Annotated in this window: 31 protein-coding genes and 1 pseudogene; 20 read left to right on the top strand and 12 right to left on the bottom strand. The window is 28.8% G+C overall.

The genetic code is table 11. The features are described from left to right. Positions 1-6: 6 nt before the first annotated feature. The 3 genes from AC5SLO_RS05170 to AC5SLO_RS05180 all read left to right on the top strand — a co-directional run bounded on the left by AC5SLO_RS05170 (position 7) and on the right by AC5SLO_RS05180 (position 2,481). Entirely contained in the window at positions 7-729 is a 723-nt protein-coding gene (locus tag AC5SLO_RS05170) for a uracil-DNA glycosylase (RefSeq protein WP_494572911.1), read from the top strand. Continuing rightward, positions 729-1,289 (top strand): ribonuclease HII, encoded by a 561-nt coding sequence (gene rnhB, locus AC5SLO_RS05175; protein ID WP_494572912.1) that lies wholly within the window; start codon positions 729-731, stop codon positions 1,287-1,289. The genes AC5SLO_RS05170 and rnhB overlap by 1 nt, the downstream gene beginning before the upstream one ends. A 121-nt stretch (positions 1,290-1,410) precedes the next feature. Further along, the gene (locus AC5SLO_RS05180; RefSeq protein WP_494572913.1) at positions 1,411-2,481 is read left to right on the top strand and encodes a site-specific DNA-methyltransferase; all 1,071 of its coding nucleotides are present in this window, start codon (positions 1,411-1,413) and stop codon (positions 2,479-2,481) included. On the opposite strand, the gene AC5SLO_RS05185 is transcribed toward AC5SLO_RS05180, so the two are convergent. Both AC5SLO_RS05185 and AC5SLO_RS05190 read right to left on the bottom strand, forming a co-directional pair. Next, positions 2,478-3,629 (bottom strand): FAD-dependent monooxygenase, encoded by a 1,152-nt coding sequence (locus AC5SLO_RS05185; protein WP_494572914.1) that lies wholly within the window; start codon positions 3,627-3,629, stop codon positions 2,478-2,480. The genes AC5SLO_RS05180 and AC5SLO_RS05185 overlap by 4 nt on opposite strands. Continuing rightward, the gene (locus AC5SLO_RS05190; RefSeq protein ID WP_494572915.1) at positions 3,629-4,609 is read right to left on the bottom strand and encodes an A/G-specific adenine glycosylase; all 981 of its coding nucleotides are present in this window, start codon (positions 4,607-4,609) and stop codon (positions 3,629-3,631) included. Before AC5SLO_RS05190 ends, AC5SLO_RS05185 begins: the two co-directional genes overlap by 1 nt. Between AC5SLO_RS05190 and AC5SLO_RS05195 the strand changes: the two genes are divergently transcribed. From AC5SLO_RS05195 to rnhA, 15 genes and pseudogenes are all read left to right on the top strand, one after another. Further along, complete coding sequence (locus AC5SLO_RS05195) at positions 4,610-5,098, top strand: DciA family protein (RefSeq protein WP_494572916.1); 489 nt, start codon at positions 4,610-4,612, stop codon at positions 5,096-5,098. Further along, positions 5,095-5,685, top strand: coding sequence for a thioredoxin domain-containing protein (locus AC5SLO_RS05200; RefSeq protein ID WP_494572917.1), 591 nt, complete (start codon positions 5,095-5,097; stop codon positions 5,683-5,685). The genes AC5SLO_RS05195 and AC5SLO_RS05200 overlap by 4 nt, the downstream gene beginning before the upstream one ends. An 8-nt stretch (positions 5,686-5,693) precedes the next feature. Beyond that, a pseudogene (locus AC5SLO_RS05205) lies at positions 5,694-8,266 on the top strand (chromosome segregation SMC family protein). A gap of 6 nt (positions 8,267-8,272) precedes the next feature. Then, complete coding sequence (locus AC5SLO_RS05210) at positions 8,273-8,548, top strand: AtpZ/AtpI family protein (RefSeq protein ID WP_494572918.1); 276 nt, start codon at positions 8,273-8,275, stop codon at positions 8,546-8,548. A gap of 12 nt (positions 8,549-8,560) precedes the next feature. Next, complete coding sequence (locus AC5SLO_RS05215) at positions 8,561-9,295, top strand: F0F1 ATP synthase subunit A (RefSeq protein WP_494572919.1); 735 nt, start codon at positions 8,561-8,563, stop codon at positions 9,293-9,295. A gap of 19 nt (positions 9,296-9,314) precedes the next feature. Next, positions 9,315-9,542: a F0F1 ATP synthase subunit C gene (locus tag AC5SLO_RS05220; RefSeq protein WP_006997791.1), complete on the top strand. Its 228-nt coding sequence runs from the start codon at positions 9,315-9,317 to the stop codon at positions 9,540-9,542. 5 nt (positions 9,543-9,547) lie between these two features. Next, positions 9,548-10,138 (top strand): F0F1 ATP synthase subunit B family protein, encoded by a 591-nt coding sequence (locus tag AC5SLO_RS05225; RefSeq protein ID WP_494572920.1) that lies wholly within the window; start codon positions 9,548-9,550, stop codon positions 10,136-10,138. Then, a complete protein-coding gene (locus AC5SLO_RS05230) occupies positions 10,128-10,625 on the top strand; it encodes a F0F1 ATP synthase subunit B family protein (protein ID WP_494572921.1) in 498 nt (165 codons plus the stop codon). The genes AC5SLO_RS05225 and AC5SLO_RS05230 overlap by 11 nt, the downstream gene beginning before the upstream one ends. A 39-nt stretch (positions 10,626-10,664) precedes the next feature. Beyond that, a complete protein-coding gene (gene crtI, locus AC5SLO_RS05235; protein ID WP_494572922.1) occupies positions 10,665-12,122 on the top strand; it encodes a phytoene desaturase family protein in 1,458 nt (485 codons plus the stop codon). Then, a complete protein-coding gene (locus tag AC5SLO_RS05240) occupies positions 12,122-12,973 on the top strand; it encodes a phytoene/squalene synthase family protein (RefSeq protein ID WP_494572923.1) in 852 nt (283 codons plus the stop codon). The genes crtI and AC5SLO_RS05240 overlap by 1 nt, the downstream gene beginning before the upstream one ends. Next, positions 12,960-14,036, top strand: a complete 1,077-nt coding sequence (locus AC5SLO_RS05245) for a lycopene cyclase family protein (RefSeq protein ID WP_494572924.1) — start codon at positions 12,960-12,962, stop codon at positions 14,034-14,036. The genes AC5SLO_RS05240 and AC5SLO_RS05245 overlap by 14 nt, the downstream gene beginning before the upstream one ends. 103 nt (positions 14,037-14,139) lie before the next feature. Beyond that, entirely contained in the window at positions 14,140-14,964 is an 825-nt protein-coding gene (locus tag AC5SLO_RS05250) for a Brp/Blh family beta-carotene 15,15'-dioxygenase (RefSeq protein WP_494572925.1), read from the top strand. Then, a complete protein-coding gene (ispH, locus tag AC5SLO_RS05255) occupies positions 14,954-15,898 on the top strand; it encodes a 4-hydroxy-3-methylbut-2-enyl diphosphate reductase (protein WP_494572926.1) in 945 nt (314 codons plus the stop codon). Before AC5SLO_RS05250 ends, ispH begins: the two co-directional genes overlap by 11 nt. Then, complete coding sequence (locus AC5SLO_RS05260) at positions 15,899-16,867, top strand: homoserine kinase (RefSeq protein ID WP_494572927.1); 969 nt, start codon at positions 15,899-15,901, stop codon at positions 16,865-16,867. Beyond that, complete coding sequence (rnhA, locus tag AC5SLO_RS05265) at positions 16,867-17,292, top strand: ribonuclease HI (RefSeq protein ID WP_494572928.1); 426 nt, start codon at positions 16,867-16,869, stop codon at positions 17,290-17,292. The genes AC5SLO_RS05260 and rnhA overlap by 1 nt, the downstream gene beginning before the upstream one ends. Here rnhA and AC5SLO_RS05270 read toward each other — a convergent pair. From AC5SLO_RS05270 to AC5SLO_RS05310, 9 genes are all read right to left on the bottom strand, one after another. Then, positions 17,284-17,769, bottom strand: coding sequence for a peroxiredoxin (locus AC5SLO_RS05270; RefSeq protein ID WP_494572929.1), 486 nt, complete (start codon positions 17,767-17,769; stop codon positions 17,284-17,286). The two genes, rnhA and AC5SLO_RS05270, sit on opposite strands and share 9 nt — an antisense overlap. Next, complete coding sequence (gene thrC / locus AC5SLO_RS05275) at positions 17,766-19,145, bottom strand: threonine synthase (protein WP_494572930.1); 1,380 nt, start codon at positions 19,143-19,145, stop codon at positions 17,766-17,768. Before thrC ends, AC5SLO_RS05270 begins: the two co-directional genes overlap by 4 nt. Continuing rightward, a complete protein-coding gene (locus AC5SLO_RS05280; protein WP_494572931.1) occupies positions 19,146-19,799 on the bottom strand; it encodes an SURF1 family protein in 654 nt (217 codons plus the stop codon). A 10-nt stretch (positions 19,800-19,809) separates the two neighbouring features. Continuing rightward, positions 19,810-20,598 (bottom strand): cytochrome c oxidase subunit 3, encoded by a 789-nt coding sequence (locus AC5SLO_RS05285; RefSeq protein ID WP_494572932.1) that lies wholly within the window; start codon positions 20,596-20,598, stop codon positions 19,810-19,812. Between the two features lie 3 nt (positions 20,599-20,601). Further along, positions 20,602-21,138 (bottom strand): cytochrome c oxidase assembly protein, encoded by a 537-nt coding sequence (locus tag AC5SLO_RS05290; protein WP_494572933.1) that lies wholly within the window; start codon positions 21,136-21,138, stop codon positions 20,602-20,604. Positions 21,139-21,259: 121 nt separating this feature from the next. Then, positions 21,260-22,171, bottom strand: coding sequence for a heme o synthase (gene cyoE, locus AC5SLO_RS05295; RefSeq protein WP_494572934.1), 912 nt, complete (start codon positions 22,169-22,171; stop codon positions 21,260-21,262). Between the two features lie 26 nt (positions 22,172-22,197). Continuing rightward, the gene (ctaD, locus tag AC5SLO_RS05300; protein WP_494572935.1) at positions 22,198-23,832 is read right to left on the bottom strand and encodes a cytochrome c oxidase subunit I; all 1,635 of its coding nucleotides are present in this window, start codon (positions 23,830-23,832) and stop codon (positions 22,198-22,200) included. Between the two features lie 2 nt (positions 23,833-23,834). Then, positions 23,835-24,650 carry a cytochrome c oxidase subunit II gene (coxB, locus tag AC5SLO_RS05305; RefSeq protein ID WP_494572936.1) on the bottom strand — a complete coding sequence of 272 codons (816 nt, stop codon included), beginning with the start codon at positions 24,648-24,650 and terminating at the stop codon, positions 23,835-23,837. A gap of 61 nt (positions 24,651-24,711) precedes the next feature. Further along, positions 24,712-25,413 carry an RsmE family RNA methyltransferase gene (locus AC5SLO_RS05310; protein WP_494572937.1) on the bottom strand — a complete coding sequence of 234 codons (702 nt, stop codon included), beginning with the start codon at positions 25,411-25,413 and terminating at the stop codon, positions 24,712-24,714. Positions 25,414-25,430: 17 nt separating this feature from the next. On the opposite strand from AC5SLO_RS05310, the gene AC5SLO_RS05315 reads away from it, so the two are divergent. Further along, positions 25,431-26,093 carry a haloacid dehalogenase type II gene (locus AC5SLO_RS05315; RefSeq protein WP_494572938.1) on the top strand — a complete coding sequence of 221 codons (663 nt, stop codon included), beginning with the start codon at positions 25,431-25,433 and terminating at the stop codon, positions 26,091-26,093. Here the strand turns inward: AC5SLO_RS05315 and AC5SLO_RS05320 are convergent. Beyond that, positions 26,086-26,445 carry a winged helix-turn-helix transcriptional regulator gene (locus AC5SLO_RS05320; RefSeq protein WP_271516308.1) on the bottom strand — a complete coding sequence of 120 codons (360 nt, stop codon included), beginning with the start codon at positions 26,443-26,445 and terminating at the stop codon, positions 26,086-26,088. The two genes, AC5SLO_RS05315 and AC5SLO_RS05320, sit on opposite strands and share 8 nt — an antisense overlap. A 94-nt stretch (positions 26,446-26,539) precedes the next feature. Between AC5SLO_RS05320 and AC5SLO_RS05325 the strand changes: the two genes are divergently transcribed. After that, a complete protein-coding gene (locus AC5SLO_RS05325; protein WP_494572939.1) occupies positions 26,540-26,776 on the top strand; it encodes a CDGSH iron-sulfur domain-containing protein in 237 nt (78 codons plus the stop codon). Position 26,777: the final 1 nt, after the last annotated feature.

Below are 26,777 nucleotides of genomic sequence, written 5' to 3' on the forward strand. Positions count from 1 at the left end.
TATTGTATGTCTAAAAAAGTAATAAATCAAAATTCGAATTTTAAAGCTAAATTCTTAGACTCAATTGGATCAGACTTTGTTTTTAATGAAAAGCCTATTAATCGATTAAAAGATACTAACTTAAATTTAAAAGAGGCAAATAAAATCGATAAAATAACTCAATTAACTGAACTGAAAAAACAAATAAACTCAATTAGTGATTGTAGTCTAAAAAATAATTCAAAGAATATTGTTTTGGGTGATGGAAATATTAATAGTTCAATTATGTTAATTGGTGAAGCTCCCGGAATAGAAGAGGATAAAACTGGTTTGACTTTTAGAGGTGAGGTCGGAAATCTTTTAGAAAAAATGTTACTCGCAATTAATATCAAAAAGCAAAATATTTATACATCTTATGCTGTTAATTTTAGACCTCCAGAAGACCGAAAACCAACTTCAGCTGAAATAAAAAGATATTCACAATTTCTACAAACACATATTTCAATAATTGACCCAAAAATAATTATTCTCATGGGTAGTACTGCTATGGAGTCTTTAACAGGCCTGAATAGTAAAATATCCAATGAAAGAGGAAAGTGGAAAGAGATAATTGTTAAAAATACTAGCTATAATGTTATTATAACTTTTAATCCTTCATATCTTTTGCGCACACCAGAAAATAAAAAATATTCTTGGGAAGACTTAAAAAGGATTAAAAAAAAAATTATAGATCTAAAGATTAATATTTAATGAAAATTGTAGCTGGTGTTGATGAAGTTGGTAGAGGAAGCTTGATTGGTCCAGTTTATGCAGCTGCTGTAATATTAAATAACTCAATTAACCAAAAACTTCTTAAAGACTCTAAGGGTTTAACAAAAGAAAAAAGAAACGAGCTTTATAAATATATTAGACAAAATTCAGTATGGGCAATTGGCCAAGCATCTACTAAGGAGATAGAAAAAATTAATATATTGCACGCTAGTCTACTAGCTATGAAAAGAGCAATTCTTAAATTAAAAAAAAAACCTTCTTTAGTGCTAATAGATGGAAATAAACTGCCCACAATCAAAAATTATAATTTAAAATATATAATTAAAGGTGATCAAAAAATTTCAAGTATTTCAGCAGCATCAATTATTGCTAAAGTTAGCAGAGATAAATTTATAACTAAACTTTCTGGGGAATTTAGTCAGTATGGTTGGGACACAAATTCTGGTTATGGTACAAAAGAACACCTAAAAGCAATTAAGAAATTTGGTATTACTAAATATCATCGAAAAACTTTCTCACCTATTTGTGATCTTTTATAATTTTCACGTGTAACAGCACAACATCTGGTTCCCTCAAAAAATTCAGACACAATTTGAATCTAGTTATTTCAATCTCAGGTTGACGCTAGAATCTCTATGGAGTCTAATTGTTTTATACAAAATGGATATCAATTTTAAAAATAAGATTATTAATGGTGACAGTCTCAAGGAATTAAAAAAAATTCCAAGCGAAATCTTTGATCTTGTTTTCGCTGATCCACCATACAATTTACAACTAAAAAATTCACTCACAAGACCAGACAGAAGCAAGGTCAGTGCTGTTAACGATAAATGGGATCAATTTGAAAACTTTAAAAAATATGATGAGTTTACAATTGAATGGCTTACTGAATGTAAAAGAATTTTAAAAAAGGACGGAGCCATCTGGGTTATAGGAAGCTATCATAATATTTTTAGAGTAGGAACTGCAATACAGAACTTGGGTTTTTGGATTTTAAATGATGTTATCTGGAATAAGAATAACCCAATGCCTAATTTCAGAGGAACAAGATTTACAAACGCTCATGAAACTTTAATTTGGGCCTCTAAAAGTGAGAAATCAAAATATACTTTTAACTATCAATCTTTGAAATGTTTAAATGATGATCTACAAATGAGATCTAATTGGAATTTACCCATTTGTAATGGTGCAGAAAGACTTAAAAAAAATGGTATAAAAGTTCACTCAACTCAAAAACCAGAGTCTCTATTACATAGAGTTTTATTGGCATCATCAAACAAAAATGATTTAATTCTAGATCCATTCTTAGGATCTGGAACAACAGCCACAGTTGCAAAAAAATTAGGTAGAAACTATTACGGCATAGAAAAAGAAAAAAACTATTTTAAAGCTGCAGAGGAAAGACTAAAGAAAACAAAACCAATAGAAGATGATTTCTTAGACACTTTAAAGAATAATAGATCAAAACCTAGAATACCTTTTGGATCACTGGTAGAGCTTGGAATAATAAAGCCTGGAACAAGTATTTTTGATCAAAAGAAAAAAATTGTTGCAAAAATTATGGCCGATGGAAGTATAAAACATGATCAAGCCGAAGGATCAATTCATAAAGTTGCAGCAACAATACTGGGTTCTGAAAGCTGTAATGGATGGACTTATTGGCATTGCACAGTGAATGGTGTTTCTGTTCCAATTGATAATTTAAGACAAAGATTAATTTCTAAAAATTAGTCTTTATAAATTTTACCAAGATAGCTATTAATAAATTTTTTATTTTTAACTAATTTTTTTATAACTAAGTTTCTAATCCAAATTATTAATGGGTTGGATAGATGAAAAGCAAAGTAATTAAGTTTTGATTTCATATCAATCATCCTTACTCTTTTAACTCTTTCAGAGTTAAATTGAGTGTTTTCATTTTCTAAATTTTTATAAAGTTCACGAGCAACCTCTATTGATTGAGAGGCACCTTGTGCAAAAGTTGGAGGTAAAGCAAAAAAAGCATCTCCAATAATAAAAGTATTTTTATTTTTTGGTTCATATACCTTAGAACTCACAAATATTGGGAAGCATTTAATGCTTTTTAGATTGTTAATTGTTTCAGGAACTACTTGCTTTGATATTTCAGATATAATAGATGCAGTAAAATCTTTGCTCTCAAACAAAGAATAGTCTGATAACTCGTTAGTACTAAGCTTTTTTCTAAGAACGGTAACGAAATTAAACTGTCCTTTGCTATTAACTGGATAAAGAACTGAGTGTAAATTAAATCCTAAAAATAAAGATATATTCTCTGGGTTAATACCCTTGAGGGCATTCTGGTCTATTGTTGCTCTTAAGGCAATAGAGTTAAAGTATTTTGGTTTAATTTCTTTATTGGCAATTAATGATTTTGTTTTTGAAAAAGTTCCATCAGAGATAATTAAGTAATCACATTTAATAGATGAACCATCCTCAAAAGAAACTTCTTTATTTTCAGCTTCTTCATTAATTTTTATAACTTTTTTATTATAATGGATAATATTTTCATGAAGCCCATCTTTTAAGAAATTAATTAAAGTAGAGCGCTGCAAGGTAGTATATTTTGTATCAGCACTGTTAAACATGGATATATCTAAATCACATATTTTCTTATTATTTTTTAAAGAATAGAAGTCTAGTTTATGAGGGTGAAATTTATCTTCTACACTAATTTTTTGGAAATTTATTTGATTTAATAGTTTGATGCTATTAACTGAAAGTTGAATACCGTATCCTTTTTCTAAGTTAACAGAACTATTTTTCTCATAAATTGTAATTTTATAATTTGAGTTTTGGCTAAAAAGATTTGCAATGTACAGACCTGAAATACCCGCTCCTATTATTGCTATATTTTTCATTAATTTTTTTTTAAATAATTAAAAATTTTTTTAGTAAATGTGGGCAAAGTATAATCTTCAAGCTTAGAGCTATCAATCCAAGAAGAGTTAGAAATTGTACCCTTTAACTTAGAAAACTTGATTATTATATTCATATTCATATTTGATATCTTGAAGTTTAAAGCATTTACTGAATTGTCAGGTTTGGGTATTTGTTTCATAGGAAATATTTGTAAATTCTTTAAAAAATTTAATTTAGTATTTTTTATCAGTAAAAATTTATTATTCTTTTTATAAACTTCTAACAAATAAAATTTATCAATCTTCTTTTTTCTTACTTTTATTATTTCAAAATCTTTTTTTTTAAAAGACTTACAATTTTTAATTAAAGGGCATTGGTAACATAAGGGATTTTTAGGTCGACAAATCAATGCACCTAGCTCCATTATCGCTTGTGCATAATCACTTGCTCTAGTTGAATTACCTAATATTTTTTTACTCTTAACAAGATTATCTTTTGTAATTTCTTTGGGTAATTTTAAATTTAATAATCTTTTAATTACTCTTTCAATGTTTCCATCCAGGGGAACAAATGGCTTGTTAAAGGCAATTGCCATTATTGCATTAGAGGTGTAGTCACCTATTCCAGGTAATAATTTTAATTCGTCAATCGTGCTTGGTAACCTTCTGTTAAAATTTTTTTCTAATATTTGTGCAGTCTTTTTTAAGTTTTTTACTCTTGAATAATAACCAAGCCCTTCCCAATACTTTAAAAGTTTATGTTCCTTAATTTTTGATAGAGATTTAATATCTGGAATATCTTTTACAAAATTATTGAAATATGGAATTACAGTTGCAACCTGCGTTTGCTGTAACATAAACTCACTTACTAGCGTGTAATATTCTCTCTTAACTTGAGATAGCTTTTTTCTCCATGGCAGTGATCTTTTATTATTATCGTACCAATAAAGAATTTTTTTTGTTAGTATGGATTTAGTCATATGCAATTTAAAAATAATACTAAGCAGAGGTTTAAAACTATTCAAGGCTTAAGGTCTTTTAAAGACACTTTGCCAAAAAACATTAAAAAAATAATCAAAAAAAAGGGTCATATATTTTCTGAAACACTTAGTAACTGGAAGTATATAGTTGGAGATGATCTTTTTCAGATATGCTATCCCAAATCCTTTAAAAATTCGAATAAATTTGGAGTAAGCACTCTTCAAATAATGGTAAAGAGGGGACATGAAATTGATTTAGAATACTCAAAAAAAATAATAATGGATAAAATGAATAGTTTTTTTGGTTATGCCGTTGTTGAGAAATTGAAATTCATAAGCTTTGATGATGCTCAAACAAAATTCAAAAAATTAGATACTAATGAAAATCATGTGACAAATAACAAATATACAGATAGAATTAATAATATTAAAAACGATAAAATAAAAAAATCACTACTAGAATTAACTAAATTATTTAAACAAAGATGAAAAAATTTGCCTCAACATTATTCATAATATTTTTAATCTTCTCCTCTAAATCGTTTGCTGCAGAAAATGAAATTGTTAAAAGAATTACTGAAGGAGAAGAAAGTGCTAAAATAACAATAATTGCTTACGAGTCGTTGACTTGTAGCTACTGTGCAAATTTTCATAAAGACGTGTATCCAGAACTTAAGAAAGACTTCATTGATAACGGGTTGGTAAAAATAGAATTTAGACATTTTCCATTAAATATTGCAGCATTTAATGCCTCAAAAATTGCTCAGTGTAATAACGACGGCAGTTCAAGCATTATGAATATTTTATATTCAGGCCAGAAAAAATGGGCTAGAGGAAAAACACCGGAAGAAGCTACAGGATATTTAAAAAAATTTTTAAAAGGTGAGAATGTAAACATAGATTTTGATAAATGTTTAAGTGATAAAATTATAGAAGATTACATATTAAATGACCGAATCGAAGGTGTTAAAAAATTTAAGGTCAATGCTACTCCTACGATAATAATAAACGATAAAAAGTTTGAAAAATCCCTTAATTATAAGAATTTAAAAAAATATCTAGAAAAACTGATATAAGTTAGTTCATGGAGTTTAAAAAAATCCAATTAAATGGGTTTAAATCATTTGCCGAAAAAACAAATTTTTTAATTGAAAATGGCCTGACAGGTATTGTCGGCCCAAATGGTTGTGGCAAATCCAATATTGTAGAATCCTTAAGATGGGTAATGGGCGAAACATCTGCTAAAAGTATGAGAGGCTCAGGTATGGAAGATGTTATTTTTAATGGCACTTCGAATAAAGCATCTAAAAATATAGCGGAAGTTTCTATTACACTGGATAACGATAGCCATGAAGGACCCATGCAATATAAAGAATTAGACCAGATTGAAATTAGAAGAAAAATTGAAAAAGATAAAGGTTCAAAGTTTTATATAAATGACAAAGAAGTTAGAGCAAGAGATGCTCAAATTTTTTTTGCAGATTTATCTACAGGCGCCCACTCACCATCAATAATAAGTCAAGGTCGTATAGGAGCTCTTGTTACAGCTAAGCCTACAGACAGAAGAGCTATTTTGGAAGAGGCAGCAAATATTTCGGGTCTACATGTGAGAAGACATGAAGCGGAACTTAGATTGAATGCTGCAGAAACAAACTTAAAAAGAGCAGATGAATTAAGAAGACAACAAGAAAAACAATTAGCCAACCTACAAAAACAGGCTGAAGAAGCAACTAAATACAAACTAATCTCTGAGGAAATAAAAAAAATTGAAGCAGGTTTGTATTATTTAAAATTATTAGAAATTGACAATGAAATTAGGGTGGAAAATGTAATTAATAATGAGGCCCAAGGAGAGGTAAGCAATTTCAATCAACAAATAGCTCAGTTTGAAGGTTCTATTAAAACTGAAACTGATAAAGTGTCACCACTAAGAGAAAAAAATATAGAAAATCTCTCTAAAATCCAAAGATTAAATTTAGAATTACAAAATTTAGATGAAGAAAATGTAAGAACTCAAGATGAGATAGAAAATATTAAAAAATCTTTAAAAATAATTGAAGAGGATATTGATAGAGAAAAAGGGATTGTAATTGATGCAAATTCAAACGAAAAAAGATTGAAAGAAGAAAAAGCTGAATTAATAGAAATTGACTCCAAGTACTTTGAAACTGAGAAACTTTCCAATGAAGATCTTGAAAATGCAAAAAATCAATTAAAAGAGGAACAAAAAAAAGTAGATGAAATAATTAATGTTTTTGCCGATGGAAATATAAATATTAGTGTTGGCCCAATTAGAAATGTCAAAAGTACAATAACAAGAGCAAAAGAGTTAATCAATAATAATGAAGTAAGTCAGGCACTTGTTTTACTTGATAGATGTCAAATAGAGATAGATGATTTTTTAAATAACCTTGAAGATGAAGAAAGTAAAAAGAAACTTTCTAATATTAATGAAAAAAATGAAAATATAAAACTATTACAAGAAAAATACGCAGATAGTTTTAGTAAAAACCAATCAATTAAAAAAGAGTCTGTAAAAAGAAATGAGCGAATTAAAGCGATAGAAACAGAAGTTGAAAGCTGGAAGAACTTATATTCAAATTCTCAAAAAATGGTTACAGAATTAACTGAAAGAAAAAATAAATTACTATCAAATTTAAATGAACGTGATCAACAGCCAAAAGCTCAAGCAGAAAGAAAAGGTCAGATTACTGAAGGCTTACGAATTGCTTCAGCTGAAAAAATTGAAAATGAAAAAATAATAGAAGAAACAGACAAAAAAATAAATTCTTTAAGACTCGAATTAAATGAAGTTCAAGAAAAATCTATTCAGATAAGAGAAAGAAAAGCAAGTTCTGGTGCAACGATTGAAGGATTAAAAAAACGTAAAGATGATCTACTTGATAGGGTACGCTCTGAGCTTAATCTTGATGAAGATAAAATTCTTGAAAACTCAAATTTAAACGGTGTTGAAGAGTTGCCAAATTCTACAATACAAGAAGATGCTTTAGATAAAAAAAAAATGAAAGAGAGAAATTAGGATCTGTTAATTTAAGAGCTGATGAGGAAACTAGTAAATATGAAATTGAAATAAAAAAAATGGAACAAGATAGAGAGGATCTTGTAACGGCTATTATAAAATTAAAAGAGAGCATCAATGAATTGAACCAAAAAGGAAGAGAAAGATTATTAGAAGCTTTTGAAAAAGTTAATAGAAAATTTAATGAAGTTTATACAAAACTATTCAATGGTGGTAATGCTAAATTAGAATTGATTGACTCTGATGATCCACTTGAAGCAGGCTTAGAAATGCTAGTAAGTCCCCCAGGTAAAAGACTTCAATCAATCACTTTATTATCAGGTGGAGAGCAAGCTTTGACTGCTCTTTCTCTGATCTTTGCTGTTTTTTTAACTAACCCTTCTCCAATTTGCGTTTTAGATGAGGTTGATGCACCCTTAGATGACGCCAATGTCACAAGATTCTGTGGCCTATTAGAAGAGCTAACTAAAATTACAGATACTAAATTTATTATTGTAACCCACCACGCTTTAACAATGTCTAAAATGGATAGGCTTTATGGAGTTACAATGCCTGAGAAGGGAATTAGCCAGTTAGTTGCTGTTGATTTACAAAAAGCTGAAAGTATGGTTGCATAATACTAGATGCCAAAAGAAGACCTTAAAACTCGCTTGGAGATTGCAAAAACAAAGTTTACAAAGAAAAATCTTATTAAAAATGAAGAGGCAACCTCCTCTATTGGAACTGCCTTTAAATTAAGTACAGAATTAGTGTCTGCAGTGGCAGTTGGGACAATTATAGGGTTTATTTTAGACAAGACCTTTGGTACTAAACCCTGGTTAATATTAATATTTTTTTTTGTAGGTGTTGTTGCTGGAATTATAAACGTATTTAGATCTGCAAAGAATATGCAAAAATAGACTTAAAAAATTATGGCTACAAACCCAATGAACCAATTCGAAGTTTATAGAATTGGACCAGAAATTAAATTAGGAGCAATAGATATTTCTTTCACAAACGCAAGTTTGTTTATGGTAATTAGTTCACTTGCAATCTTATTAGTTTTTAATTTAGGGTCAAAAAAAAACTCTTTACTACCAAGCAAGATGCAACTTCTTTCTGAATTAAGCTATACTTTTGTTTCCAAAATGATTAGTGATACAGCAGGATCAAAAGCAAAACCATACTTTGCGTTTATCTTCTCAATATTTATGTTTGTACTATTCTGCAATATGTTTGGGATGATCCCTTACGCCTTTACAGTAACTAGTCATATTATTGTTACTTTTATTTTAGCTTCATTTATTTTTTTGGGAGTCACAATTATTGGATTTATGAAACATGGATTGGGATATTTAAAATTATTTGTGCCTAGCGGGGTGCCTGCTTTACTATTGCCGCTAATAGTTGTTATAGAAATAATTTCTTACTTAAGTAGACCAATTAGTCTTTCAGTTCGTTTGTTTGCAAACATGATGGCTGGTCATACTATGATGAAAGTTTTCGGAGGCTTTGTAATAAGCCTTGGAATAGTTGGTGGATGGCTTCCACTGAGTTTTTCGGTTGCGCTAACTGGCTTGGAAATATTAGTTGCTTTTCTTCAAGCATATGTTTTCGCAATCTTAACCTGCATCTACTTAAATGATGCATTAAATTTACACCATTAACTAACATAAGGAGGATATAATGGAATTAGAAGCAGCAAAAATGATCGGAGCAGGACTAGCAGCAATAGCTCTAGCAGGTGCCGGTGTTGGAATTGGAATTATCTTTGGTAATTACCTTTCTGGTGCAATGAGAAACCCATCTGCAGCTCAAAAACAATTTCCTAATCTTTTATTAGGTTTTGCTTTAGCTGAAGCAACTGGCCTATTTGGATTAGTTGTAGCGTTAATTATTTTATTTGCATTTTAAATTTAATGATTAAAAAAATATTTTTTCAGTCGATATTTTTAAGCTTCCTGTTTTTTATGGAAGCTTTTGCAGCTGAAAGTGGTGGAATGCCTCAATTAAATCCTGAGTTTTGGGTTTCTCAAATTTTTTGGCTAATTATTACTTTTGGAATTTTATATGTTGTTTTATCTAAACTTATACTTCCAAAAATAAGTGCCAATCTAGAAAATAGAAAATCTCAAATTTTAGAAAACATTGAGGCTGCGGAAAAGCAAAGAGAAGAAAGTGAACAAAAAATTAAAGAATACGAAAAAATAATACAAGGCAGCAAAAATGAAGCAAAAAACTACTTTAAACAAGCTAGAGAAGAAGTGCTGAAGGACATTAGTATAAAAAAAGAAACACTAGAAAAAGAACTTGATGAAGAAGTTAATAAAGCTGAGATTGAAATAAAAACTTTTAGAGATAGCGCTCCAGAGAAAATTAAGAAGATTGCTGTTGAGACCTCTTCAGACTTACTACAGAAACTAATAGGGGCTGAAGTTAACAGTAGTAGCATCTCTGCAATAGTAGAAGATCTTTCGAGAAAAAAAATGGTTAAATATTATGATAATTGATGGAACTTTTTGGGTAGCTATATCTTTTTTAATATTTTTAGGGGTTTTAATTTATTTAAAAATACCTCAAAAAATTAATGAACTTTTAAATAAGCTTATCCTTGATATTAAAAATGAAATAGATGAAAGTGAAAAGCTAAGACAAGAAGCGAAAGTCTTGTTAGATAACGCTCAAAATAAACTTGATACTGCACAAACAATAAGTAATGATATTTTGCGACAAGCTAAAAAAGATAGTGAACATCTTATAATCGAAATGAATGATAAATTTCACAAATCTTCAGAAATTAAAAAAAAATTAGCAGAAAATAAAATTTCACAAATGAAAGAGGCTGCACTTAAAGAAATAAAAGATGTTTCAATTAAAATCGCTGTTGATTCTGTTAAAAAAATTATTAACACATCTGTTGATAAATCAAAACTTGATGGTCTTTTTGAAAAAAATGTTGAAGAAACAAAAATAGCTTTAAAAGAAATAAGCTCATAATTACCTTACAATTCTTTAAAAAAAATATAAATTAACCTAATGAAATCTATAGTCATTGGTTCTGGGTTTGGTGGTATAGCTGCAGCATTAAGATTAAGAGCTAAAAATCATAAAGTAACTTTAATTGAAAAACACCCTGACTTAGGCGGAAGAGCTAGGGTATTTAAAAAAAATGGCTTTACCTTTGATGGCGGTCCAACAGTAATTACTGCACCTTATCTAATTGAAGAGCTTTTCACTTTATTTAATAAAAAGTCTCAAGATTACATAAAACTCACTCCTTTAAAAACTTGGTATAGATTCATTTATGAAGATGGAGGTGTATTTGATTATTCTGGAGATGAAGATCAAATGAAAAAACAAATTGAGATAATAAGCAAAGAAGATGTAAAAGGTTATGAGCAGCTTGTAAAATTCACAAAAAAAATATTTGATAAAGGCTTTACAGAACTAGCTGATGTTCCATTTGATAAGCCTCTTGTGATGATGAAGCAATTACCTTCTTTACTAAAGCTTAAAAGCTATAAATCAGTTTATTCATTAGTTTCTTCATATATAAAAAATGAAAAATTAAGACGTATGCTGAGTATGCATCCTCTATTAGTTGGTGGAAACCCTTTTACAACAACCTCTATATATGGATTAATTCTATATCTAGAGAAAAAATGGGGCATTCATTACTCAATGGGTGGAACTGGTAATATAATCAACGGCTTAGAAAAATTAATGATTGAACAAGAAATTGAATTAATCAAAGGACATGAGGTTACAGAAATAATTTCAAATAATGGAAAAATTAGTGGAGTAAAATTAGATAATCAAAAAGAAATTCATTCAAATAACGTAATATGTAACGCTGATCCTCCTGCTGTATATGAAAAACTTCTAAGTTTAAATAAAACAAGCTCTCTATTTAAATGGAAGCAAAATCGAATGCAGTATTCTATGGGCCTATTCGTTTACTACTTTGGAACAAAAAAAACATACCCAGATGTAGAGCACCACACGATCAAATTTGGTGAAAAATACAAAGAACATCTGAGTGATATTTTTGAAAATAAAAAATTAAACGATGACATAAGTTATTACCTGCATAGACCATCAGCTACAGATAAATCAATGGCACCTGAGGGAAATGATTGTTTCTATGTTCTTGTGCCAGTCCCAAACAATCAATCCAAAATTGATTGGAAAATTGAAGGTGAAAAAATGAAGAATTTAGTAATAGATAAGATGGAAAAAGCATTGCTACCCAATCTTAGAGAAAATATTATTGAAGATTTCTATTTAACACCAGATTATTTTGAAAATGAATTAAATACCAAATTTGGATCAGGTTTTTCGATCCAGCCAAAATTTACTCAATCTGCATATTTTAGATTTCATAATAAATCAGAAATTTATGATGGATTATATTTTGTTGGAGCAGGAACACACCCAGGTGCAGGAGTTCCAGGCGTACTATCTTCAGCAAAAGTTTTAGATAAAATATTATAATGTTAAAAAACAATTATTTATCTATTTATGCCAAGTCGTTTAATTGGGCAGCTTTTTTTCTTCCAAAAAATACATACAAAGATTGTTCTTCTTTATACGATTTTTGTAGAACAGTAGACAATATAGCAGATGATAAGAATGATTTAGATATTAAAATAAAAAAACTATCAGAGTTTAAAAGTCAGTTCTTAAATAAAAATTTTGATAGCTTGGTAATTAGAAATATGTGGTCTTTAATAGAAAATTATAAGATTTCAATAAAGGTTATAGATGATTTATTTGATGGTATTGAATCTGATCTAAGTGAAATAGTTAAACTAAATACAAAAAAAGAACTATTAATTTATTCTTATCGAGTAGCTGGCACAGTCGGTTTAATGATGGCAAAAATTTTAAATGTTGAAGATAAAAAATCAATGAAAGCTGCAATAGATCTTGGCATAGCGATGCAACTAACCAATATATCCAGAGATGTTGTAGAAGATGCAAATAATAATAGATTTTACATAGAATATGACTTTGAGAATATAAAAAAAACTTTAAGGATAGCTGATCTTTTCTATGAGAGCTCTTTTAACTCTATAAAAAAAATTCCTTTTACTTTTAGATTTGCAATATTGGTAGCTAGAAGAATTTATAAAAAAATCGGAGACAATATTTTACAAAAAAGAAATATTGATAATTATAATAAAAGTGGAAAGATTTATGTGAGTAATTTTAGTAAATTATTTGAAACATTTCTCTCAATATATGATTTAATTTTATTATCATTTACGAATGAAAAAAGTCATCTAAGAGAAGAAGAACATCTCTTGATTAAAGAAGAAATAAATTTAGATGAAAGAATTTGATTACGTTATAATTGGTGGTGGTTGTGCAGGTCTATCCCTAGCCTATGAGCTTGAGATTCACAATAAGCTCAGAGACAAAACTTTAGCAATAATTGAACCAAGGTTAGAATATAAAAGAGATAAAACTTGGTCTTATTGGAAGACTTTAGAGCACAACTTTACAGATTGTGTAAAAAAAAGTTGGATTAATTTTTCAATTAATATTCCCAATAAAACTAAATTTATAGAATGTAGTGATTTGCCTTATGAATCTATAGATAGTGGCTTGTTTTATGAAAAAATTAATAACAAATTAAATACAAATAAAAATATTAGCTTTTATAAAAGTTCTGAGGAAATAAATTTGGATAAAGGTTTTATTTTTAATAGTGTTTCTTCATTTAAAGCTAATCAAAATCAATTATGGCAACACTTTAAAGGTATTGAAATTGAAACTAAAAAAAATGACTTTGATGACCAAATTTTTAATTTAATGGATTTTGATTGTGATCAAAGGGATAGTGTTCATTTTTTTTATACACTTCCATATTCTAAAAATAGAGCACTAGTAGAAACAACTTGGTTATCAACAATGGCTAATAATTCACTAAAAGATTATGATAATCAATTGCAAAATTATATTATTAATCATCTTAATATAAAAGATTACAAAATATTATATGAAGAGGAAGGTGCAATTCCTTTATTTTATCCTAAAACCAATGATAAAAAAAATATAATAAATATTGGTACCGCCGGGGGAATGACTAGACTAAGTACCGGTTATACTTTTTTGAATATTCAAGAACATAGCAAATATATAAGAAAAAATATTCATAATATCCATGAATGTAAAAAATATAATATTGGTGCGAAATATAAATTTTTAGATAAAATATTTTTAAGAGTGCTTAATAGTCACCCCAATAAAATGCCAAATATATTCATGAACATGTTTAATGGTCTACCTAAGAATGTTATAAAATTTTTATCAAATAAAAGTAATTTATTCCAAGACTTATCTGTAATATTGAAAATGCCAAAATGGATATTCATTAAAGCTTTATTTAAAAATGATAAATAGTCAAATTAACAAAATCAATTTTTTTCACTCTTTAGTTTTTTTTATTTTTACTATTATATTTTCAATCATTTTTGACCAGTTTCAAAATTTATATATATCTCCTATGATTTGTTTATTTCTTATACTTTCAATTGGTATTTCTCATGGTGCACTAGATAACCAAAAAGGGAAAAGGCTTCTAAACTTTTATAAAATTAAAAATAATTCTATTTTTTACTTACTGTATTTACTGATTGCTATTATCATAATTATTTTTTGGCTTTCTATTCCCACATTATCTTTGGTTGTATTCTTGATTGTGGCTGCTTACCATTTTGGAAAAGAAGATACAGATTTTTTGATACAAAAAAAATCGAATAAAGATATTATTTTTTATTTTTTTAAAGGCTTACTTGTGATTATAGCACCTCTAATGTTTCACTTTACCGAAACAGTCAATATTTTTAAATTGCTATTAGTTGAAAATGAAAATTTTTATCTAATATTCAGTTTTATTGAAACTAATAATCTAATTTTTTATATATTTTTGATTACTCTGATTGTTCATATTTACTTATTTAGCAGGGATTTTAAAATACTTAATATTCTAATTTTTTTTGACTTTATTTCGATATTAATCTTAAACTATTTTTTTTCACCTTTGGTTGCATTTACAGTTTATTTTTGTTTTTTACATTCTTTTAGACACTCCATTTCATTAATAAATGAAATAGATAATATTGATTTCAAAAGTGGAAGTCTTAAATTTATGAAAAAAGCTATGCCACTAACAATATTAACTGCAATATTTTATATTATAAGCCTATATTTTCTTACAAATTATTATCCTATCAATGATGCTATATTTAAAACTATATTTATTGGTTTGGCGTCTTTGACCTTTCCACATATATTGCTCGAATACCTTTTAGAAAAAAATGAAAAATAAAGAGATAAAAATTTTGCTATCTGCTCCACGCGGATTTTGTGCAGGAGTAGAAAGAGCCATAGAAATTGTAAAAAAAAGTATAAATAAATATGGCGCACCAGTTTATGTTCGTCATGAAATAGTTCATAATAAATATGTTGTAGATAGCCTTAAAGCCATAGGGGCAATTTTTGTTGAAGAGCTTGATGAAATTCAAGATAAAAGCAGACCAGTAATATTTTCAGCACATGGTGTTCCAAAATCGGTACCTACACAAGCTAATGATTACAAAATGGAATATATTGATGCTACATGTCCACTTGTTTCTAAAGTTCATAGAGAAGCTGAAAATTTACATAAAGCTGGTTATCATATAGTTCTTATTGGGCACAATAACCATCCAGAAGTTATTGGTACTATGGGTCAGCTACCAAACGGAACAATTGATTTAATACAAGATGAGCATGATGTTGAGGCCTATGAATTGGATGGGAATAAAAAAATTGCTTATGTAACTCAAACAACTCTCTCTATTGATGACACTAAAGGAATAATTAAAGCTCTTAAAAAAAAATTCCCAGAAATAAAAGAGCCATTTAAAGAGGACATTTGTTATGCAACAACTAATCGTCAAGCAGCAGTTAAGAATATTGCAAAAAAGTGCGATATGTTTTTTGTCCTTGGAAGTAGAAATTCCTCAAATTCTGTAAGATTAGTTGAAGTTGCAGAACAAGCTGGTTGCCCACATTCTGAACTAATACATTCTGAAAGTTCCATCCCATTTGATAAATTGAAAAATTGTAAAACAATTGGTATTTCATCAGGAGCCTCTGCCCCTGAAGTTTTAGTTGAAAACTTTATTGATCAAATTAAAAGTAAATATAAAGTAAAGATTGAGGTTGTTGAAATTATAAAAGAAAATATTGTTTTTAAAGTTCCTGGCAAACTTAATTAGATGGCTGTATATACAAAAATTTCAAAAAGAGATGTCTCTTCATTGGTTAATGATTATCAAATAAATGAAGTTAAAAAATTTCAAGGTATTAAAAAAGGAATAGAAAATACCAATTATTTACTTAAAACAAAAAATAATAAATTTATCCTGACAATTTTTGAAAAGAGAGTTCAAAAAAAAGATTTACCATTTTTTATGAACTTGATGGAAGAGCTTAATAAAAAAAAAATTGCATGTCCAAAGCCATTACGTACTAAAAAAGGTTCTCATATAAGTAAAATTAAAAAAAAATCTGCCTGTATTGTAACCTTTTTAGAAGGCAAAGATAAAACAAATCTTAACTACAAAAATTGTTTTGATATTGGAAAAAATATTGCAAAATTTCATACTGTTACATCTAAACTAAAGTTAAGTAGACAGAATTCCATGTCAATTAATAAGCTTGGTGGCTTAATGAAGAGTATTAATTTTAAATCCTATAAATTTTTACCTAACCTTAAGAAAACTCTAAATCTATGTTTTAAAGATATTCTGAAACATTGGCCTAAAAACTTACCCCAGGGAATTATTCACGGAGATTTATTTATAGATAATATTTTTTTTAAAAAAAACAAATTTTCAGGATTCATTGATTTCTATTTTTCTTCTAATGATTATTTTATTTATGAAATTGCAATTTGTATAAATGCATTATGTTTTGATAAAAAGAAAGATAATTTTGTAATGAATAATAAAAAGATAAAAAATTTAATTAATGGATATGAAGCAATAAGATCTCTGTCAAAAAAAGAAAAGCAGTCACTTAATTTAATGTGCAGAGGCGCTGCCTTGAGATATCTTTTAACAAGAATTTATGATTTTTTTAATACACCAAATAATGCATTAATTAAGATTAAGGATCCTAGAGAATATTTACAAAAATTAATTATTCACAACAATCTTACGGACTACAAAGATTATTATAAATAATGATCAAAATTTATACAGATGGCTCCTGTTTAAATAATCCTGGAAATGGAGGTTGGGCTGCAATTATAAATGATAATGAGATAATTAAAAAAATTAGCGGAAGTGTTAAAGATACTACTAATAATAAAATGGAGCTGATGGCTCCAATCATGGCACTTCAAGAAATTGACAAAAATAACGAAATCGAAATTTATACTGACTCACAATATGTAAGGTTGGGTATTACTGAATGGATCCATAAATGGATCAAAAATAATTGGCAAACTTCTAAGAAAGAGCCGGTTAAAAATAAAGAGTTATGGATGCAACTTTATGAATTAACTAAATCGTATAAAATAAAATGGATCTGGGTTAAGGCTCATGCTGGCAATGCCTTAAATGAAGAAGTTGATTTATTAGCTAAAAAAGCTGCTGAACTAAATTAAAGTTAAAAAATTTTGACCTGCTGAAATTTCACAAGCACCTGTATCTTTTTCTTCTTGTACTTTAATGACCTTAAGATTATCTACTAACATTGTATATCTATTCGATCGAATACCTAGGCCTCTAGCACTCTTATCAATATCTGCACCAATAGCTCTGGTAAAATCTAACATTGGGTCTGCCATCATTATAATTTTGTCACCAACATTTTGACTTTTTCCCCATGCATCCATTACGAAAGGATCGTTAACTGAAATACAAGCAATATGGTCGATGCCTTTAGCTTTATATTGCTCATAACTTTCAACATAGCTAGGTAAATGCTTGGCTGAACAAACTGAAGTATATGCACCAGGAAGTCCAAATAAAACTATTTTTTTATCCTTAAAAAATTCTAATGTATTTTTTTTTATAGGATTTCCATTCTCTAAGATAAAAAAATCAGCACTAGGAATATTTTCATTTTCTCTCAACTTCATTTTAATTTGTCCTTAATGTATTGCTTGGTTTTACTTACGTTATTAGGAACTATATCGTAATACTCTTTTTTATCCATAATATATTGTAATTCACTGGGTAGGCTTGGCTTTATTGAAATTGATTTATCTATAGCATCTGGAAATTTGCAAGGATGTGCCGTTGCTAAAACAATATTATCTCCCTCTATATTTATTTTATTTAAAGCGCCAAGACCTATCGCTGTATGAGGATCTAATATTACTTTATATTTATTATAGATATTTCTTATCGTTTCTATTACTTCCTCTTCATTCATACTTTCAGAGAGAAAATCCTTTCTAATTTTTTCTAATCTATTTTTTGCAAAGATATACTTTCCTTCATCTTTTATTTTAATCATTACATCTTTAGTTTCTATGTCATCAAAATCATTCAAATCATAAATTAATCTTTCAAAATTGCTGGCAACTTGAATATCCATACTTGGTGAATTAGTTTCGAAAACTGTTTCAACCTCATATTTTCCAGTTGATATTGCTCTATGTAAAATATCGTTTTTATTCGTTGCAACTATTAATTTATTTATTGGAAGACCCATCTTTTTTGACAAGTAGCCAGCATATACATCACCAAAATTTCCTGTGGGAACTGAAAAATTAATTGATTTTTTATCTTTAATTAAGAAGTAAGTATAAAAATAATAAACAGCTTGGGCAATTATTCTTGCCCAATTTATAGAATTAACTCCCGACATATTAATCGAGTTTGAAAAATCCTTATCTGCAAACATCGCTTTAACTAAATTTTGACAATCATCAAAGTTTCCTTCTATTGCAATATTAAAGACGTTATTCTCTTTAACAGTGGACATTATTTTTCTTTGAACGGGTGAAACTTTATTATGAGGGTGAAGGACAAATATATTTACATTTTTTTTACCCTTAATTGCATCTATGGCCGCAGCACCAGTATCTCCTGATGTTGCAACAATAATATTTATATTTTTACTATTTTTGCTTAAATAAAATTCATAAAAATTTCCAAGCAACTGCATTGCAACATCTTTAAAAGCAAGTGTTGGACCATGAAATAGCTCTAAAACTTTAGTGTCACCAAGTTTTATTAAATCAACAACATTTTTTTTTCGAAAAGTTGAATATGATTTATCTATGATCAAAGATAACTCAGACTCAGACATAAAATCACCTATAAAGGGATAGATAATCTTTTTAGCTAAATCCTGGTAGCTCAATTCACTTAATGAATTTAATTCTTCTTGAGTATATTTTTTAATCTCCTTTGGAATAAATAGTCCACCATCGTCAGCTAATCCTTTTATAAATACTTCTTCAAAACTATGCTCTTTTGAATTATTTCTAGTGCTTATATACTTCATCTAATAATTTTTTTTTCTTAAATATAAATATATTAAAAGAATCGAAATCGCTAATGAAAACCAAGTTAGTGCATATTTTTTATGATTATTTGAAATGTTTGCAGTAATTGATTTTGTTTTAGGAAGATCATTTTGTCCAGAAAGATAAATTATATAAGGAGAAAAATTTTTACCAGTATATTTAAAAACATCCTTTCTATTTAAAGTAAACCAATAATTATTTGGGATGTCATTTTCTGGCTTGAACATGTTAGACTTTGTTTGCTTTTTTAAAATTCCATTAATATTACTAGAGTCTATAAGATTTATTGTTTGATCATTTTTTTTATCAAAAGGTATCCACCCTCTATTTAGTAAATAGTTTCTATTCTCAACTGTTAATGGACTAATAACTTCAAATCCTGGTTTACCTTTTTCATCTAAATTATAAAGATAGATTTGTTTTTCAAAATCAATCAAACCACTAGTTTTAACTCTAAGATAGTTTGTGTGTTTACTGCTTGATAAATCAACCGGAGTATCCTTAAGGGATGTTTCTATTTGATTAATTAATTCTAACTTCCAATTAAGTCTAACAATTTGCCAACTTCCTAAAGCTACAAATACAGATATAAAGAAAAAAACAAAAATAGAAAATAAAAATTTATATCTCAAAGCCTAGAAACTAACTTCCCCAAACATAAATAGCTGCAAATAAAAACAACCAAACAACATCAACAAAGTGCCAATACCATGCAGCTGCTTCAAACCCAAAATGATGGTCTTTATTAAAATGACCTAATTTACCTCTCCAAAGGCATACAGCTAAAAATATAGTTCCTATTATGACATGAAATCCATGAAATCCAGTTGCCATATAAAATACTGATCCATAAATGTGCCCTGAAAAATTAAAGGCTGCATGACTATACTCATATGCTTGAAGTAACGTGAAGCTAAACCCTAAGATAACTGTAAAAATTAATCCTTGAATAAAACCTTTTCTATCACCTTCAATCAATGAATGATGTGACCAAGTTACTGTTGTTCCGGATAATAGTAGAATAAGTGTATTAATTAATGGAAGATCCCAAGCATCAAGTGTTTCTATATCTTGAGGTGGCCAAACACTTCCTACAAATTCATTGGGGAATAAACTTATATCAAAATAAGCCCAAAACCATGCAACAAAAAACATTACTTCAGACGCTATGAATAGTGTCATTCCATATCTATGGTGAATTTGTACAACTGGAGTATGATGACCTTGATGTTCTGCCTCGATAACAACATCTCTAAACCACATGTATGCTCCATATAAAAGTAAAGCTAAACCAAGGTACATTCCCCAAGATACTTCGTTGTGTAAATAATAAACCGAACCTATGGCTAGAACTAAACAAGAGAAAGATACATAAATAGGCCAAGGGCTTGGATCTACTAAATGATAATCATGTTTTTTTTCTGCAGACATATTTTATATTTGAGGCTGTTTATAGTAATCTGATGAGAAAAAAGTATAGGACATAGTTACATCTTTAATATTTTTAGTACCAGGATCATTTACCATTTCTGGATCCAAATAAAAAGTCATTATGTATATAGCCTTTTCCCCTGGTTTTAACTCTTGTTTTTCAAAGCAAAAACAACCTAATTTACTATAATACTTCCCAAATGTTGATGGTGAAACATTAAAGCTTGCAACACCATAGGTTGTCTCATTTCCATAGTTCTCAACTTCAAATTCTATACTATTTACTTGACCAATTTTTACATCCATAACATTTGTCTTGGCTTTAAAGTTCCACGGAAGTTTATTAACATTGGTATCAAATCTAACACTTACTTTTTGATCTAAAACTAACTCAGGAGCCTGTCTTGATACCTGGGTGGTGCCACCAAAGCCTGTTACTTTACAAAATAAATCATACAAAGGAACTGCAGCAAAAGATAATCCTAACATTAGAAAAAATATTCCCGCTAATAGAATTGGTGTAAGTGTTTTATTTTGCATTATATTTGTCTATCAAAAACACCCGTATTATAGAGAGTAAAAAAAAATAAAAAAATCATAAATGCTAATATTGCAACTGCTGTTAAAATATTTTTTCGCTTAGTTTTTTTATCAGGTACCATCATAATATTTTATCTATTAAAAAAATAACGAATATCAAAAATAAATATAAAATTGAGTATCCAAATATTGTTTTAGCTTTCTTGGGTTTAAATTTATTTTTTTTGAATTTATAAAGTTGAAAACATAAAAGATTGTAATAAAGCGTTAAAGCTAAAGCAGGTATTAAAAATATTAGTCCAACAAAATCAATTGCATATGGTAAAACAACCATTGGCAACATTAACAGTGAATAAACAAGAATATTTATTTTTGTAGCCTCAATACCATTAGTTAATGGTAACATTGGTATTTTAGCTTTTTTATAATCATCTGACTTATAAAGACTTAATGCCCAAAAATGTGATGGTGTCCAAAAAAATATAATTAAAAAGAAAGTTAATGCTTCTAAAGAAAGTGAATTGGTTGCAATAGTCCAGCCTATTACTGGAGGTAAAGCTCCTGCTGCTCCTCCTATAACAATATTTTGTGGAGTTTTTCTTTTTAACCAAATTGTATAAATGAAAACATAAAACAAAATTGTAAAAAGTAGTAGAACTGCTGATAGAGTATTTGCATAATAGTCTAGTGCAACTACAGAAAAAAATGATAGCAAAATTCCAAAAATTAAAGCTTGTTTTTTATTCACTTTACCCATTGGAATTGGTCTTAAACAAGTTCGAGTCATTAACGCATCAAGGTCAGATTCGTACCACATATTTAATGCACCAGCTGCTCCTGCCCCAACTGAAACAATGAAAATTGCAATCATTGCGTCTAGAGTTGGTACTGTAACAGGCGCCATTAAAAGTCCAACAGCACAAGTAAAAATGACCAAAGACATAACTCTTGGTTTCATTAATTTAAGTAATTCAGAAAAACTAAAAATTTCTGCTTGTCTTAAATTTCTATTTTTTAATTTAGAATTAATCATTAATATTCAAAAAGATTATAGTTTTACTAACTAGTAGATTTTTCGACACCATCAATATCTTCAAACTTTGGTAACTCTTCAAAAGTGTGGAAGTTAGGTGGTGATGGAACTGTCCATTCCAAAGTTGTTGCACCTTCTCCCCAAGGGTTTTGAGCTGCAGCTTTTTTCTTTGAAAAAGAATAAATTAAGTTAACAAAAAATACTAGCAAGCCTACAACTGCAATATAAGAACCTACAGAGGATACGTAATTCCAACCTGCAAATGCATCTGGATAATCAGCATATCTTCTTGGCATTCCAGCTAAACCTAAAAAATGTTGAGGAAAAAATACTAAGTTCACTCCAATGAATGTTAACCAAAAATGTAATTGCCCCATCCATTCTGAATACTCATACCCAGACATTTTACCAAACCAATAATAAAATCCTGCAAAGATTGCAAATACCGCACCTAAAGATAATACATAATGAAAGTGAGCAACTACATAATAAGTATCATGCATTGCAGTATCAACACCTGCATTTGCAAGAACAACACCTGTTACACCACCTACCGTAAATAAAAATATAAAACCTAATGCCCACATCATGGGAGTTTTAAATGAAATTGATCCACCCCACATTGTTGCAATCCATGAAAATATTTTAATCCCAGTTGGGACCGCAATAATCATTGTTGCAGCTAAAAAATATGCTTTAGTATCTGTGCTTAAACCTACTGTGTACATGTGATGAGCCCAAACAACAAACCCGACAACACCAATTGAAACCATCGCATAAGCCATTCCTAAATATCCAAATACAGGTTTTTTAGAAAATGTTGAAACAATATGACTAATCATTCCAAAGCCAGGTAAAATTAAAATATAAACTTCAGGGTGACCAAAGAACCAAAATAAATGTTGGTATAAAACTGGATCTCCACCAGTTTGAGCATCAAAAAATGCAGTTCCAAAATTTCTATCCGTTAAAAGCATTGTTATTGCACCTGCTAAAACAGGAAGTGATAATAACAATAAAAATGCAGTAACTAAAACCGACCAAGCAAATAATGGCATTTTATGCAAAGTCATACCTGGTGTTCTCATATTTAAAATTGTTGTAATAAAGTTAACTGCTCCTAAAATTGAAGAAGCCCCAGCTAAGTGTAAACTTAAAATAGCAAAATCCATTGCAGGTCCTGGTTGTCCAGCTTTAGATGATAAAGGCGGATATAAAGTCCATCCTCCACCAACACCTTGTTGACCTGGAGGGCCATCTACAAAAATTGAAAGTAATAATAAAATAAATGAAGCTGGTAATAACCAAAATGAAATATTATTCATTCTAGGAAAAGCCATATCAGGTGCACCAATCATAATTGGAACAAACCAATTACCAAATCCCCCAATCATTGCAGGCATTACCATAAAGAAAATCATTATTAATCCATGGCCTGTAACCAACACATTGTATAGGTGATAGTTGCCACCTAAAATTCCATCACCAGGATGCATCAATTCAATTCTCATTAATACTGAAAAAGCTGTACCAATAATTCCTGCAACAATTGCAAAAATTAAATACATTGTACCAATGTCTTTGTGGTTAGTTGAGTAAGCCCAACGTTTCCAACCTGTTGGCGTGTGGTGATCGTCGTGTGATGCTGTTTGTGTGTACATTATTATTTACTCGCTATTTTTTTATATTCATTTTCTGTAATTGGCTCTTTAGCAAATTTCATTTTTGCCTCTGTTAACCATATCGCATATTCTTCATCTGTCACAACTTTTACTGTAATAGGCATAAAAGCATGCTCTATTCCACAAAGTTCAGAACATTGACCGTAGTACGTTCCAACTTTTTCAGCTTTAAACCAAGTTTCATTAATTCTTCCAGGAACAGCATCTCTCTTAACCCCAAATGATGGTAATGCCCAAGCATGCAAAACATCATTAGCTGTAATTAAAACTTTAACCACTTTATTAACTGGAACGATAACTTCATTATCAACAGTTAGTAATCTTGGTTGGTTTTCTTTTAGGTCTTCATCTTTGATCATATATGATTCAAAAATAATATTTTCATCAGGGTACTCATATCCCCAGTACCACTGGTAACCTACAGCTTTAATTGTTAGGTCAGCTTTTGGAATCGTATCTTGTTTATATAAAATTTTAAATGATGGAACAGCCATCACTATTAAAATTAAACATGGAATTAATGTCCATAAAACTTCCACAGCAACATTATGAGTAGTTTTTGATGGGTTAGGATTGTTTGACGCTCTAAACCTTATACAAACGTAAATCATTAGGAATAAAACAAAAACACTTATAGCAATAATTACAGGAAGAAGAATATTGTTATGAAAACTAACAATCTCAGTCATACTTTGAGAAGCTGAATCTTGAAAGCCTAGTTGCCAGTTTTTAGGCTGATCCGCCCAAGCACTAGTCATTAACAGTGTAGCTATAATTGTTATTAAAAATTTTTTCATTTGTTACACACTATATAAAGTGTCTTTAAAAAAATTACACTTTAGTTTTCGCGACAAAATATCAATTAATTGCATAATTAACAATTGATAACGCTGAAATTACAGCAGTTTCTGACCTAAGTATATTGTCATTTATCTTAATTGGCTGAACCCCATCAAAACCAAGAATCTCCTTCCTTTCCTCCTCAGAAAAATCTCCTTCTGGACCAATAATTACACACGTTGGATTATGAGTTAATTTATTTAGTCTTAATTTTTTATTTTCAGAGTTTAAATCTGTAAATATTAAATCCATTTTTTTTTCCTTTAAAAAATTTTGCAAAGATTGAGGATCTTCAACAAAAGGGACGTTAATACGATTAGATTGTTCAGCAGCTTCTATGATTATCTTTTCTAATCTATCTTTGTTAATTTTTCTTACAATTGTTCTGTCAAATATTATTGGAAGAAATTTTGTGACACCAAGTTCTGTTGCTTTTTGAATCATAAAATTAAAATAATTTGATTTGATGGGTGAAAAAGCTAACCATAATTCATTTAAAGTCTCTTTTTGTCTTAATTGTTTCGTTATATTAAATTCAACTATACTTTTTGAAATAGTTAAAATTTTTGCTTCCCACTCTCCATTGCTATTAAATAATGAAAAAATTTCACCAACTTCAATCCTCATAACTTTGTTTACGTAGTGAGATTGTGATTTATTAAGTTTAGCGGTTAAATTAAGTGATAAACTTTCTTTAAAAAATAATCTAATATTACTCATTAATATTAAGTTAAATTATGAAAAATATTAAAGCAATAATTTTTGATGCATATGGCACTTTATTTGATGTCAATTCAGCTGCAGAAAAATGTAAAGATAAAATTGGTGATAAATGGGAAGGCTTTGCTAATTATTGGCGAACTACTCAACTTGAATACACTTGGCTTAGAAGTCTAATGAATAGACATAAGGACTTTTGGCAAGTAACCGAAGATAGTTTGGATAAATCTATGAAGGCTTACGAAATAGATTCATCAATGAGAAATGAATTATTAAATCTTTATAAGGTTCTCTCACCTTTTCCTGAGGTACCTGAGGTTTTAAAAAGATTAAAAGAAAAAAATTATAAATTAGGTATTCTGTCAAATGGAACACCCTCTCTTCTTAATGAATTAGTTAAGAGCAATAATCTAGATAATATATTTGATGATATTTTTTCAATTGAAGAAGTTGGAATTTATAAACCAGACGCAAAAGTTTATGACTTGCCAATTAAAAAATACAAAATACAAAAAGAAGAAGTTGCATTTTTAAGTGCTAACACTTGGGATGTTTCTGGTGGTGGGAATTATGGTTACAGTTCTATTTGGGTAAATAGAAATAATAATATTTTTGATAATCTTGATTATAAACCTAAAGATGAAGTTAAAAACTTAAAACAATTACTTGATATTATTTAATTCTATTCTCTTCAAAATTCTTATTTAGTTTTACTGAAATAGTTCGAGTATTTTTTTTGTTCCATTCAGAAAAAGATTTTAAAATAGGCATAACTGAAAGACCAAATTCAGTAAGTGAATACTCAACATTTGGAGGCATTATTTGAATAACTTTTCTATTAATTATACCATCAGCCTCTAACTCTTTAAGCTGCTTAGATAACATTTGTTGTGTAATAGTTTTTAATGCTTTTTTAAACTCACCAAATCTCATTTTTTTTCTTTGCAGTAAACCAAACAAGATCCTAATTTTCCATTTACCTCCAAGAAAGTAGACGGCTCTTTCAGCTGGACAATCTATTAAATTTTTCATGGTATGATTTTATATACTGGTATGATTATATTGCCTTATTGCATTATTCATAACAAAGTATTAAATACAGTTCAATCAAATTGAAAGGTTAATAATGACAAAAGCACATAGAGCAGGAGATGCACCGATTGCAGTAGAAGTTGAAAAAGATAAATCTTATTATTGGTGTACTTGTGGAAAAAGTTCAAAACAACCATTATGTGATGGTTCTCACAAAGGCTCTGAATTTACTCCTCTAGCTTATAAAGCTGAAGAGACAAAAAAAGTTTTTTTTTGTACATGCAAAGCAACAAACAATCAGCCTCTTTGTGATGGCTCTCATAATAAGTAAT

This window comes from Candidatus Pelagibacter sp. PS_44 (genome assembly GCF_059417735.1).

What these genes read in the sequence shown, in the direction of transcription:
- AC5SLO_RS05170 (WP_494572911.1), top strand. Translation starts at nt 7, where the DNA reads ATGTCTAAAAAAGTAATAAATCAAAATTCGAATTTTAAAGCTAAATTC.
- rnhB (WP_494572912.1), top strand. Translation starts at nt 729, where the DNA reads ATGAAAATTGTAGCTGGTGTTGATGAAGTTGGTAGAGGAAGCTTGATT.
- AC5SLO_RS05180 (WP_494572913.1), top strand. Translation starts at nt 1,411, where the DNA reads ATGGATATCAATTTTAAAAATAAGATTATTAATGGTGACAGTCTCAAG.
- AC5SLO_RS05185 (WP_494572914.1), bottom strand. Translation starts at nt 3,629, where the DNA reads ATGAAAAATATAGCAATAATAGGAGCGGGTATTTCAGGTCTGTACATT.
- AC5SLO_RS05190 (WP_494572915.1), bottom strand. Translation starts at nt 4,609, where the DNA reads ATGACTAAATCCATACTAACAAAAAAAATTCTTTATTGGTACGATAAT.
- AC5SLO_RS05195 (WP_494572916.1), top strand. Translation starts at nt 4,610, where the DNA reads ATGCAATTTAAAAATAATACTAAGCAGAGGTTTAAAACTATTCAAGGC.
- AC5SLO_RS05200 (WP_494572917.1), top strand. Translation starts at nt 5,095, where the DNA reads ATGAAAAAATTTGCCTCAACATTATTCATAATATTTTTAATCTTCTCC.
- AC5SLO_RS05210 (WP_494572918.1), top strand. Translation starts at nt 8,273, where the DNA reads ATGCCAAAAGAAGACCTTAAAACTCGCTTGGAGATTGCAAAAACAAAG.
- AC5SLO_RS05215 (WP_494572919.1), top strand. Translation starts at nt 8,561, where the DNA reads ATGGCTACAAACCCAATGAACCAATTCGAAGTTTATAGAATTGGACCA.
- AC5SLO_RS05220 (WP_006997791.1), top strand. Translation starts at nt 9,315, where the DNA reads ATGGAATTAGAAGCAGCAAAAATGATCGGAGCAGGACTAGCAGCAATA.
- AC5SLO_RS05225 (WP_494572920.1), top strand. Translation starts at nt 9,548, where the DNA reads ATGATTAAAAAAATATTTTTTCAGTCGATATTTTTAAGCTTCCTGTTT.
- AC5SLO_RS05230 (WP_494572921.1), top strand. Translation starts at nt 10,128, where the DNA reads ATGATAATTGATGGAACTTTTTGGGTAGCTATATCTTTTTTAATATTT.
- crtI (WP_494572922.1), top strand. Translation starts at nt 10,665, where the DNA reads ATGAAATCTATAGTCATTGGTTCTGGGTTTGGTGGTATAGCTGCAGCA.
- AC5SLO_RS05240 (WP_494572923.1), top strand. Translation starts at nt 12,122, where the DNA reads ATGTTAAAAAACAATTATTTATCTATTTATGCCAAGTCGTTTAATTGG.
- AC5SLO_RS05245 (WP_494572924.1), top strand. Translation starts at nt 12,960, where the DNA reads ATGAAAGAATTTGATTACGTTATAATTGGTGGTGGTTGTGCAGGTCTA.
- AC5SLO_RS05250 (WP_494572925.1), top strand. Translation starts at nt 14,140, where the DNA reads ATGATTTGTTTATTTCTTATACTTTCAATTGGTATTTCTCATGGTGCA.
- ispH (WP_494572926.1), top strand. Translation starts at nt 14,954, where the DNA reads ATGAAAAATAAAGAGATAAAAATTTTGCTATCTGCTCCACGCGGATTT.
- AC5SLO_RS05260 (WP_494572927.1), top strand. Translation starts at nt 15,899, where the DNA reads ATGGCTGTATATACAAAAATTTCAAAAAGAGATGTCTCTTCATTGGTT.
- rnhA (WP_494572928.1), top strand. Translation starts at nt 16,867, where the DNA reads ATGATCAAAATTTATACAGATGGCTCCTGTTTAAATAATCCTGGAAAT.
- AC5SLO_RS05270 (WP_494572929.1), bottom strand. Translation starts at nt 17,769, where the DNA reads ATGAAGTTGAGAGAAAATGAAAATATTCCTAGTGCTGATTTTTTTATC.
- thrC (WP_494572930.1), bottom strand. Translation starts at nt 19,145, where the DNA reads ATGAAGTATATAAGCACTAGAAATAATTCAAAAGAGCATAGTTTTGAA.
- AC5SLO_RS05285 (WP_494572932.1), bottom strand. Translation starts at nt 20,598, where the DNA reads ATGTCTGCAGAAAAAAAACATGATTATCATTTAGTAGATCCAAGCCCT.
- AC5SLO_RS05290 (WP_494572933.1), bottom strand. Translation starts at nt 21,138, where the DNA reads ATGCAAAATAAAACACTTACACCAATTCTATTAGCGGGAATATTTTTT.
- cyoE (WP_494572934.1), bottom strand. Translation starts at nt 22,171, where the DNA reads ATGATTAATTCTAAATTAAAAAATAGAAATTTAAGACAAGCAGAAATT.
- ctaD (WP_494572935.1), bottom strand. Translation starts at nt 23,832, where the DNA reads ATGTACACACAAACAGCATCACACGACGATCACCACACGCCAACAGGT.
- coxB (WP_494572936.1), bottom strand. Translation starts at nt 24,650, where the DNA reads ATGAAAAAATTTTTAATAACAATTATAGCTACACTGTTAATGACTAGT.
- AC5SLO_RS05310 (WP_494572937.1), bottom strand. Translation starts at nt 25,413, where the DNA reads ATGAGTAATATTAGATTATTTTTTAAAGAAAGTTTATCACTTAATTTA.
- AC5SLO_RS05315 (WP_494572938.1), top strand. Translation starts at nt 25,431, where the DNA reads ATGAAAAATATTAAAGCAATAATTTTTGATGCATATGGCACTTTATTT.
- AC5SLO_RS05320 (WP_271516308.1), bottom strand. Translation starts at nt 26,445, where the DNA reads ATGAAAAATTTAATAGATTGTCCAGCTGAAAGAGCCGTCTACTTTCTT.
- AC5SLO_RS05325 (WP_494572939.1), top strand. Translation starts at nt 26,540, where the DNA reads ATGACAAAAGCACATAGAGCAGGAGATGCACCGATTGCAGTAGAAGTT.